Origin of the sequence: Vibrio sp. (assembly GCF_047973365.1) — a bacterium.
Lineage (GTDB): Bacteria > Pseudomonadota > Gammaproteobacteria > Enterobacterales > Vibrionaceae > Vibrio.
On record NZ_JBKEBW010000045.1, the window covers coordinates 1 to 10466 of the forward strand.

The 10466-nt window shown below is 45.2% G+C and carries 6 protein-coding genes and 1 pseudogene; 2 read left to right on the forward strand and 5 right to left on the reverse strand.

Annotation, left to right across the window (positions count from 1 at the left end):
• Window positions 1-314: 314 nt before the first annotated feature.
• The 5 genes from carB to secA form a co-directional block, all read right to left on the reverse strand.
• Entirely contained in the window at window positions 315-3545 is a 3231-nt protein-coding gene (carB, locus tag ACK5MF_RS06590) for a carbamoyl-phosphate synthase large subunit (protein ID WP_416920534.1), read from the reverse strand.
• 16 nt (window positions 3546-3561) lie between these two features.
• Window positions 3562-4701, reverse strand: a complete 1140-nt coding sequence (gene carA, locus ACK5MF_RS06595; protein WP_416920536.1) for a glutamine-hydrolyzing carbamoyl-phosphate synthase small subunit — start codon at window positions 4699-4701, stop codon at window positions 3562-3564.
• A 481-nt stretch (window positions 4702-5182) separates the two neighbouring features.
• Window positions 5183-5992 (reverse strand): 4-hydroxy-tetrahydrodipicolinate reductase, encoded by an 810-nt coding sequence (gene dapB / locus ACK5MF_RS06600; RefSeq protein WP_416920538.1) that lies wholly within the window; start codon window positions 5990-5992, stop codon window positions 5183-5185.
• Window positions 5993-6073: 81 nt separating this feature from the next.
• Window positions 6074-6472, reverse strand: coding sequence for an 8-oxo-dGTP diphosphatase MutT (gene mutT / locus ACK5MF_RS06605; RefSeq protein WP_416920540.1), 399 nt, complete (start codon window positions 6470-6472; stop codon window positions 6074-6076).
• A gap of 194 nt (window positions 6473-6666) precedes the next feature.
• Window positions 6667-9360, reverse strand: coding sequence for a preprotein translocase subunit SecA (secA, locus tag ACK5MF_RS06610; protein WP_416920542.1), 2694 nt, complete (start codon window positions 9358-9360; stop codon window positions 6667-6669).
• A gap of 342 nt (window positions 9361-9702) precedes the next feature.
• On the opposite strand from secA, the gene ACK5MF_RS06615 reads away from it, so the two are divergent.
• Both ACK5MF_RS06615 and ACK5MF_RS06620 read left to right on the forward strand, forming a co-directional pair.
• Complete coding sequence (locus ACK5MF_RS06615; RefSeq protein ID WP_416920544.1) at window positions 9703-10161, forward strand: DUF721 domain-containing protein; 459 nt, start codon at window positions 9703-9705, stop codon at window positions 10159-10161.
• Between the two features lie 104 nt (window positions 10162-10265).
• A pseudogene (locus ACK5MF_RS06620) lies at window positions 10266-10466 on the forward strand (helix-turn-helix domain-containing protein); the annotation flags it as partial.

Consider the following 10466-nt stretch of genomic DNA (forward strand, 5'->3'; position numbering starts at 1 on the left):
ATCCCACCCTCAATCACAGTATTGGTCTGACTAAGTATTGGGCTTTGCGCTATTTTGGACGCTTACCCACCAGTACCGCCGAAACAGATTACGGTTAGTTGTGTACATCTAACTTCCTATGGCTTCCTTCAGACCCCACCGTTAGCCCGTGACGCCCTTGCCATTCGGATTGTCTTCCCCTTAGTCAGGGTGACTCCACTTTCTTTCAAGTGGACGGGTTTGCCAGCTTTGCTGGGCAAACAAAAAAGCCCGCTCAATTGAGCGGGCAATGAGGTTGTCAGATAAACCTTAAGGTTTACCGATTTATTATCTTGTTACGCTAGGCTAGCTTTCACTTTCGCGTGCAGCTCTTGCACTGAAGTCACTGTTGCTTTCGCGTCAGCCGTGTGAGACATACAGGTTGCAAACGCCGCGTTTAGCGTTGTTGTGTAGTTCACTTTTTCAGCCAAAGCACCGCGACGTAGCAGCTTAGAATCTTCAATCGCTTGGCGACCTGATGCCGTATTCACTATGTAGGTGTATTCATTGTTCTTGATACGATCCAGAATGTGTGGACGTCCTTCATGAACTTTGTTTACCAAGCGTGGGTTGATACCTGCTTCACCGAGAATCACAGCCGTACCGTGAGTAGCATCCAGTTGGTAACCAAGTTTCACTAGTTTAGAAGCAAGGTCTACTACACGCTCTTTATCACCTTCACGAACGGAAAGCAGTGCACGACCGCCTTCTGGATAAACGGCACCACAGCCAAGCTCAGCTTTCGCATAGGCTTCAGCAAATGTTGCACCCACACCCATTACCTCACCAGTAGAGCGCATTTCTGGGCCTAATAGTGGGTCGACACCCGGGAACTTGTTGAACGGTAGTACCACTTCTTTCACTGAGTAGTATGGAGGGATGATCTCTTTCGTGAAGCCTTGTTGCTCCAGAGATTGCCCCGCCATAACACGCGCAGCGATTTTCGCCAGTGGCGCACCTGTCGCTTTAGATACGAATGGTACGGTACGTGCAGCACGTGGGTTGACTTCGATGAGGTAAACTTCGTTATCTTTCACCGCAAACTGGGTATTCATCAGACCGCGTACGCCAAGTTCGAAAGCCAGTTTCTCAACTTGTTCACGCATCTTGTCCTGAATTTCCTGGCTCAGCGTGTAGGCTGGAAGTGAACATGCTGAGTCACCTGAGTGAACACCTGCTTGCTCGATATGTTCCATGATCCCGCCGATAACCACACGCTCACCGTCACAGATAGCGTCAACATCCACTTCCGTTGCATCGTCTAAGAAACGGTCTAGCAGAACTGGCGACTCGTTAGATACGCTGACCGCTTCGTTGAAGTAACGACGTAGATCTTGCTCGTCGTATACGATTTCCATCGCACGACCACCCAGTACGTACGAAGGGCGTACAACAAGTGGGAAACCGATATCTTTTGACTTCTCAATCGCTTGTTCCATTGTCGTTACGGTTGCGTTTTCTGGCTGTAGTAAGCCTAAACGTTCAACAGCGGCCTGGAAACGCTCACGGTCTTCTGCACGGTCGATAGCATCTGGGCTAGTACCGATAATTGGTACGCCAGCCGCTTCTAAAGCACGAGCCAGTTTCAGTGGCGTTTGACCACCGTACTGGACGATAACGCCTTTTGGCTTTTCAACACGTACGATAGCAAGTACGTCTTCCAGTGTGACTGGTTCGAAGTACAGACGGTCTGATGTGTCGTAGTCGGTAGAAACTGTCTCTGGGTTACAGTTAACCATGATAGTTTCGTAACCATCTTCGCGAAGTGCTAGAGATGCGTGTACACAACAGTAGTCAAATTCAATACCTTGACCGATACGGTTTGGACCACCGCCAAGCACCATGATCTTGTCTTTATCGGTTGGGTTTGCTTCACACTCTTCATCATAAGATGAGTACATGTAAGCCGTATCTGAAGCAAATTCAGCCGCACAGGTATCGACACGCTTGTAAACAGGGTGGATATCGTACTGGTCACGCAAACGACGAATTTCGCTTTCCGCAACACCAAGTAGTTTAGACAGACGTGCATCAGAGAAGCCTTTACGCTTCATCTTCTTCAGAACATCTTGAGTTAGACCTGCAAAACCACCCGCTTTCACTTCAGCTTCCAGTTTCACTAGCTCTTCAATTTGCACGAGGAACCAACGGTCAACGTTGGTCAGGTTGAAGACACCATCAACCGACATACCTGCACGGAATGCATCTGCGATGTACCAAATACGCTCTGCGCCCGCTTCTTTGAGTTCGTAGCGGATTTTAGTCAACGCATCAGGAGCATCAAGGTCGACCATCTCATCAAGACCATTCACGCCTACTTCAAGGCCACGAAGTGCTTTCTGTAGCGATTCTTGCTGGTTACGACCAATCGCCATCACTTCACCAACAGATTTCATCTGAGTGGTCAGGCGGTTATTAGCACCGGCAAATTTCTCGAAGTTAAAGCGAGGGATCTTAGTTACTACGTAGTCGATAGTTGGTTCGAATGATGCTGGAGTTGCACCACCAGTGATGTCGTTCATTAGCTCATCTAGCGTGAAGCCAACTGCCAGTTTCGCTGCGATTTTCGCAATTGGGAAACCTGTTGCTTTAGAAGCGAGAGCAGAAGAACGAGATACACGTGGGTTCATCTCGATGATAACCATACGACCATCTTTCGGGTTGATACCAAACTGTACGTTTGAACCACCAGTCTCTACACCGATTTCACGCAATACTGCCAGCGATGCATTACGCATAAGCTGGTACTCTTTGTCAGTCAGAGTCTGAGCAGGAGCAACAGTGATTGAGTCACCGGTGTGGATACCCATTGGGTCGAAGTTTTCAATCGCACAAACGATGATACAGTTGTCGTTCTTATCACGAACCACTTCCATCTCGTACTCTTTCCAACCGATGAGAGATTCATCGATAAGCAGCTCGTTAGTTGGCGATAGATCCAGACCACGAGTACAGATCTCTTCGAATTCTTCTTTGTTATAAGCGATACCACCACCCGTACCACCCATAGTAAACGACGGACGGATGATACATGGGAAGCCAACCATATCGAGAACACGGTAAGCTTCTTCCATTGTTTTAGCTGTATCAGCGCGTGGACACTCTAAACCGATAGACTTCATTGCTTTATCAAAGCGAGAACGGTCTTCTGCTTTGTCGATGGCGTCTGCAGTCGCACCAATCATCTCTACGCCGAACTCTTTAAGAACGCCATTTGCTTCTAGAGCCAGTGCACAGTTAAGAGCTGTTTGTCCACCCATGGTTGGCAGAATCGCATCAGGGCGTTCTTTCTCGATGATCTTACGGACAACTTCCCAGTGGATTGGCTCGATGTATGTTGCATCGGCCATTTCTGGGTCAGTCATGATGGTGGCTGGGTTCGAGTTGACAAGGATAACTCGGTAACCCTCTTCACGTAGCGCTTTACACGCTTGAGCACCAGAGTAGTCAAACTCACAAGCCTGACCGATAACAATTGGACCGGCACCTAAAATAAGAATGCTCTGAATGTCAGTACGTTTTGGCATTATCTACTACTCCAAATTAAGCGCGGTGTTGTTTAATCAATTCAATGAAGTGGTCAAATAGCGGTGCAGCATCGTGCGGACCTGGGCTCGCTTCAGGGTGCCCCTGGAAGCTAAATGCCGGTTTGTCCGTACGGTGAATACCTTGTAGAGAACCATCAAATAGTGATTTGTGCGTTGCACGTAGGTTCTCAGGCAGTGTTGCTTCGTCCGCAGCAAAACCGTGGTTTTGAGAAGTAATCATGACTACACCACGGTCAAGATCTTTAACCGGGTGGTTCGCACCGTGGTGACCAAACTTCATTTTTACCGTCTGCGCACCAGAAGCTAGCGCAAGAATTTGGTGACCTAAACAGATACCAAACACAGGCAGACTTTTCTCAAGAAAAGTTTTTGTCGCCTCGATTGCGTAAGTACAAGGTGCCGGGTCACCAGGACCATTCGATAGGAACACGCCATCTGGATTCATCGCGAGCACTTCTTCAGCCGAAGTTTCAGCAGGAACGACAGTTAAACGGCAACCACGATCAACCAACATACGTAGGATATTGCGTTTAGCACCAAAATCGTAAGCCACTACATGGTACGGTAATTCAGTGTCATCTTTAGCTTCAGGTAGGCCACCTTCCAGTGTCCATGAACCTTGTTTCCATTCGTACGCTTCTTTAGTGGTTACCACTTTCGCTAAATCCATACCTTTAAGGCCTGGGAACTCTTTAGCTTTTACCAAGGCTAATGCTTCATCTAGGTTATCGCCCGCCATGATGCAGCCGTTCTGGGCGCCTTTTTCACGCAAAATACGCGTAAGTTTACGCGTATCGATATCAGCAATACCGACGATATTTTGTGATTTAAGGTAATCAGAAAGAGATTGTTCACTACGGAAGTTAGAAGCAATAAGAGGAAGATCTCGGATCACAAGGCCTTGTGCATGAATTGAAGAAGATTCTTCGTCTTCGGTATTAGTACCGGTATTGCCAATGTGAGGGTAAGTCAGTGTAACGATTTGTTGAGAATAGGAAGGATCAGTGAGGATTTCTTGGTACCCCGTCATCGAGGTATTAAAAACAACTTCACCAACGGATGAACCATCTGCCCCAATGGACACTCCGCGGAACACTGTCCCATCTTCTAGGACTAACAGTGCTGATTTACTCAAGACAACCTCCAGAATAAAAATGCATAAAATATAAATTAAATTGCAAATTTGCCTTCCTGTTAGCGTGAAAATCATGCTCTAGGGTAATTTTGACAAATTGGCGGTATTTTAGAGATCGCTGTGACCCATGTCAACGTTAGCAGGAAAATTAAATTCAATTTAATTACCTTAGAACTAAAAAACCGAACAAAACCACCAAAAATGCATGTTTTAAGCATTTAAAAGTAATATTTATGAGCTTTTGATTTTAAGAAAGCAAAAAATAGTTTGTTAACAATTGAAATCAGCGCAAAAAAAATAAGCAAACGTTAATCTTATTTTTTAATTGTCAAAAATAAAGGCAAAACGGAGTAATTCACCCCAACAATGCAAAAACACTTAAAAAGTTAACGGATAAATCAATTTATAGGAAAGATAAAATGAAAGGAGAATGTTAGAAAATGGCTTATGCGCCAAGCGAACCTGGCGCATAATTATGTAATTAGAGTTCGTTCAAACCTAGCACATCAGTCATGCTGTAAAAGCCGGCTGGTTTTTGATTCAACCAAACCGCGGCACGAATAGCACCGTTAGCAAATGTCATGCGATCGGTTGCTTTATGAGTGATTTCTACCCGCTCACCAATATCGGCAAACATAGCGGTATGTTCACCAACAATATCTCCGGCACGAATGGTTGCAAAACCAATTTCGTCACGAGTACGTTCGCCCGTAATGCCTTCACGGGCATAAACTGCGACATCATTAAGCTTGTTGCCCATAGCGCCAGCAATGGCTTCACCCATGCCAATAGCCGTACCCGACGGTGCATCAACTTTATGACGGTGATGAGCCTCGATAATCTCGATATCGCAGTAATCACCCATGACTTTCGCCGCCTTTTCTAGCAGCTTGAATACCAGGTTTACGCCAACGCTGTAGTTCGGAGCCATAACAATAGGCATGACCTTAGCGGCTTCATTGATAAGCTCACGCTCTTGATCGGTAAAACCTGTGGTGCCGATAACCAGCTTCTTAGCGTATTTTTTACACAGTTCGATATTCGCCAGAGTGCTCGCGGGTGCTGTGAAATCGACGATAACGTCGAAGTTATCTATCGCTAACTCCAAGTTATCAACTAACGCGACGTCAAATCGACCCTCACCACATAACTCACCGATATCAACCCCCACCAGAGAAGATTCAGGACGTTCAGATCCCGCACCGACTGTTGATTGTGAATTATGATGTGCTGCTTTAACCAGATTGCGGCCCATACGTCCGGCTGCGCCTGCAATTGCAATTCTTACCATTGCAAAATTCTCCATTAACTCGTGACTATCCTACGATTTACGCTTTTAAAATTACCAACTATCGAAGTTGATAGCTAGCACTTACGAAAACTCTTTAATCACTCGTTCGAGGATTGGCACATTGGCTTCAGGAAATTGGTAGTTTGCCAGCTCAGCAATATCTACCCAGAGTCCATCCTGCCCTTCTTTACCATAAGGTTCATTGTTGAAATGACTGATGACGATAAAATCGAACTTGAGTGATTTTTCTGGGTAGTCATACTCAAGATGCTCAAACAGCTGTTGCTGGGTTACCTCAATGCCAATTTCTTCTTCTAGCTCTCGAGCCATCGCTTCAGGCACAGATTCGCCCGGCTCAACTTTGCCGCCCGGAAACTCCCAGCAACCACCTTTGTGCAAATTATCCGGGCGCTTAGTAATAAACACCTGTGATTTATCCTGGTTAAAGATAATTCCGGCAACGATATGAATTCGTTTCATCTGACTTCCTTTCGCGTTTTTCTTTACTTACAAAAAGAGTCGCCTAAGCGACTCTTATTTCTCTAATAAATTTCTAAATTTGTGGTGAAGCTAAGCTGTAATTAGCGAGGACAAGGCAATGGCACGGAGCTTACGATAGTAAGTGAGTACCATTAACGCAGTAATCGTTAATTACAGCGACGATTCACACAAATTTAAGCGATTTTTCCATGGCACTGTTTATACTTCTTGCCTGAACCACACGGACAAGGCTCATTACGCCCCACTTTACGTTCAGCCGAAGCTTCGTTGCTACCGGTATCACTGCCTTCATGCTGAGCTTGAGCCAAACGAGCGGCTTGTTCAGCTTGAGCACGACGCTGCGCTTCCATGCGTTCAACTTCTTCTTGCTGTTGTACGCGGACTTTAGACAGAATCGAGATAACGTCTGATTTCAATGACTCCAGCAGCTCTTCAAACAGTTCAAACGATTCACGCTTGTACTCTTGTTTCGGGTTCTTCTGAGCATAACCACGCAGGTGAATACCCTGACGCAAGTGATCCATCGCAGCAAGGTGTTCTTTCCATAACGTATCCAGAGTCTGCAGCATTACAGACTTCTCAAAGTTACGCATAACCTGAGCACCAACCACTTCTTCTTTGTGTTGGTAAACCGCTACTGAGTTTTCAATAATACGCTCACGAAGGGCTTCTTCATACAGTTTGTCATCTTCATCAAGCCAAGACTGGATTGGTAGCTCTAGATCGAAATCGTGCTTCAAGCGATCCTGCAGACCGGCAATATCCCACATATCATCAAGCGATTGTGGTGGAATGTATTGGTCGATCACAGATGTCATCACATCCGCACGGTTTTGTTCGATCATGTCACTGATATCGTCAGTGCTCATGAGTTCATCACGAAGCTCGTAAACGACGCGGCGTTGATCGTTGGCAACATCGTCGTATTCCAAAAGCTGTTTACGGATGTCAAAGTTACGACCTTCAACTTTGCGTTGCGCTTTTTCAATTGAACGAGAAAGCATTTTAGATTCGATAGCTTCGCCTTCTTCCATACCGCTTTGGATTAAGCTTGCCATGCGGTCAGAAGTGAAGATGCGCAGTAGCGTATCTTCCATCGACAGATAGAAACGAGAAGAACCCGCATCACCCTGACGACCAGAACGACCACGTAGCTGGTTATCGATACGGCGTGATTCGTGACGCTCAGTACCAATGATGTGCAGACCACCAGCTTCTAGCACTTGATCATGAACTTTGCGCCATTGTGCTTTAATCTCGTCAATTTGATCTTGAGTTGGGTTACCTAGCGACTCAACTTGCATCTGCCAGCTACCGCCAAGCACGATATCCGTACCACGACCCGCCATATTAGTTGCGATGGTTACGGCACCCGGTTTACCGGCTTCAGCAACGATTTCCGCCTCTTTTTCATGGAACTTGGCATTCAGTACGCTGTGTTTGATTTTCGCTTTCTTCAATGCGTTAGAAAGAAGCTCAGATTTTTCAATCGAAACCGTACCAACCAGTACTGGCTGACCTTTCTCAACACACTTTTTAATATCTTCGATAATCGCCGCAAATTTTTCAGCTTCTGTACGGTACACCATATCTGGCATATCGTTACGAATCATTGGCTTGTTGGTTGGAATAACCACTGTTTCTAAACCATAGATTTGCTGGAATTCGAACGCTTCAGTATCTGCTGTACCTGTCATGCCTGACAGTTTTTCGTATAAACGGAAGTAGTTCTGGAAGGTAATCGATGCCAGAGTTTGGTTTTCGTTCTGGATCTTAACCCCTTCTTTCGCTTCGACAGCTTGGTGCAAACCATCTGACCAACGACGCCCCGGCATAGTACGACCAGTGTGTTCATCAACGATGACCACTTCACCTTCTTCCGTCACTATATAGTCAACGTTTTTCTCAAATAGCACATGAGCACGTAATGCTGCGTTAACATGATGAAGCAAACTGATGTTGGCTGGCGAATACAGGGTATCACCCTCTTGCATCAAGCCATTTTTAACCAGAATCTCTTCAACAAATTCTTGACCAGTTTCTGTCAGATGAACTTGCTTAGACTTTTCATCCACCGTGTAATGGCCATCACCACGATACTCTTCAGAATCTTCTTTATCTTGGCGCTCTAAAGATGGAATTAACACGTTAATGCGAGTGTAGAGCTCTGAGCTATCTTCTGCAGGACCAGAAATGATTAACGGAGTACGAGCTTCATCGATAAGAATTGAGTCCACTTCATCGACAACAGCGAAGAAACGTTCACGTTGCACGCGGTCTTCTGGGCGGAATGCCATGTTGTCACGCAAGTAGTCGAAACCAAACTCGTTGTTGGTTCCGTAAAGAATATCGGCTTGATAAGCTTCTTTTTTGGCTGGAGGAGACATGTTTGGCACGTTAACGCCAACCGTCAGACCAAGGAATTCGAATAGTGGACGGTTTGTCTCTGCGTCACGCTTAGCCAGGTAGTCGTTGACAGTAACAATATGAACACCTTTGCTTGGCAGTGCATTGAGATAGGCAGGAAGCGTTGCCGTCAGTGTTTTACCTTCACCAGTGCGCATCTCTGCGATACGTCCACCGTTTAGAACCATACCACCAATTAACTGAACGTCGAAATGACGCATACCAAAGACACGCTTTGAAGCCTCACGAACAGTAGCAAATGCTTCTGGTAGTAGTTGATCTAGATTTTCACCTTGCTCAAGACGTTGACGAAACTCGACCGTTTTCGCCTTTAGCTCTTCATCGGACAGAGCTTCAAATGCAGGCTCATAATTATTAATTTCTTTTACAATTTTTCTTAGACGGCGAAGTGTTCTGTCATTACGACTGCCGACTACTTTAGTCAGTAGCTTAGTTATCATTTGTTGTGAATCTCTCTTTGCTTAGATCGTCCGCGATCTTTTAATGCCTTCAGTCTCTACCTGTTTTCAACTAAGGATACTGAGATAAATCATGTATCTTCTGATATTGTGATGATGACGTATATTTTCAAGACACTAAATTTATTAAGTGGCGAATAGTTTAAGTAATTTTTCGTTCAACAACCAATAACATTAGAAGTTGTTGGCTCTAAGCTTTGCATTTTGTGCACTAAGCCCAATGTTTTAAGGTAGTTGTAAGTGAATCATCACTATTTAATCGCTCATTTCAGCCAGCTACAAATCGTTATAGAATGTCGCTGAGCTTTATACAAGGAGTGCGGAATGCGAGATCATCGCCCCACAACGACAGATGAATTGATTGAATCATCTCGGCTGAGTAAGTTACAACAGCACGCCAAAGAGATCATCCAGATCAACCTTATATTGCAAACACTTCTGCCTAAAGGGATTGAAGCGCATATTAGAGCGGCAAATGTTCGCGACGGGCATTTGGTATTGGAAGCGGCAAGTGCTTCGATCAAAATGAAGCTAGATTATGATCGACTCAATATCCTCAATCAATTAAGAAACCAGGGGTTTGGCAAATTGATCAGCATTGAAATAAAGATCAATCCATCCATTTATCGTACGAAAACAGATTGCAAATCGGGTCAAAAAGAGACAATTCCTCGCCCCCCACTTTCAGAAAATGCCGCTTCATCGCTGTTAATGGTTGCGCAAAACGCCAATCCGAAGGTGAAACAGCGATTGGAAAACATCGCTAGACTTGCAAAAAAGTAACTCTAAAAAGTACAACATATCTAGTTCCCACGCTCCCGCGTGGGAACTCATATTTGAAGTGACCCCCAATAGTTGGACAACCAATTATTGGGGGTCTTTTATTTATGTCCAAATACAGTCGCGAGTTAAAGTTCAAAGTAGCTAAAAAGTATCTTGATGGCTCCACTCCTCGAGAGCTCGCTGAAAAATATTCTGTCCCAACAAAACATGTTCGTTATTGGACTCATGTTTTCACTATGCATGGTTCAAATTCATTTTTAATTGATGGCCATTCTCTTAGTGCGGAAGCTAAGCTGGAAGCGTTG

Coding starts and splice junctions, on each gene's coding strand:
- carB (WP_416920534.1), bottom strand. CDS start 3,545: ATGCCAAAACGTACTGACATTCAGAGCATTCTTATTTTAGGTGCCGGT.
- dapB (WP_416920538.1), bottom strand. CDS start 5,992: ATGGTAAGAATTGCAATTGCAGGCGCAGCCGGACGTATGGGCCGCAAT.
- mutT (WP_416920540.1), bottom strand. CDS start 6,472: ATGAAACGAATTCATATCGTTGCCGGAATTATCTTTAACCAGGATAAA.
- secA (WP_416920542.1), bottom strand. CDS start 9,360: ATGATAACTAAGCTACTGACTAAAGTAGTCGGCAGTCGTAATGACAGA.
- ACK5MF_RS06615 (WP_416920544.1), top strand. CDS start 9,703: ATGCGAGATCATCGCCCCACAACGACAGATGAATTGATTGAATCATCT.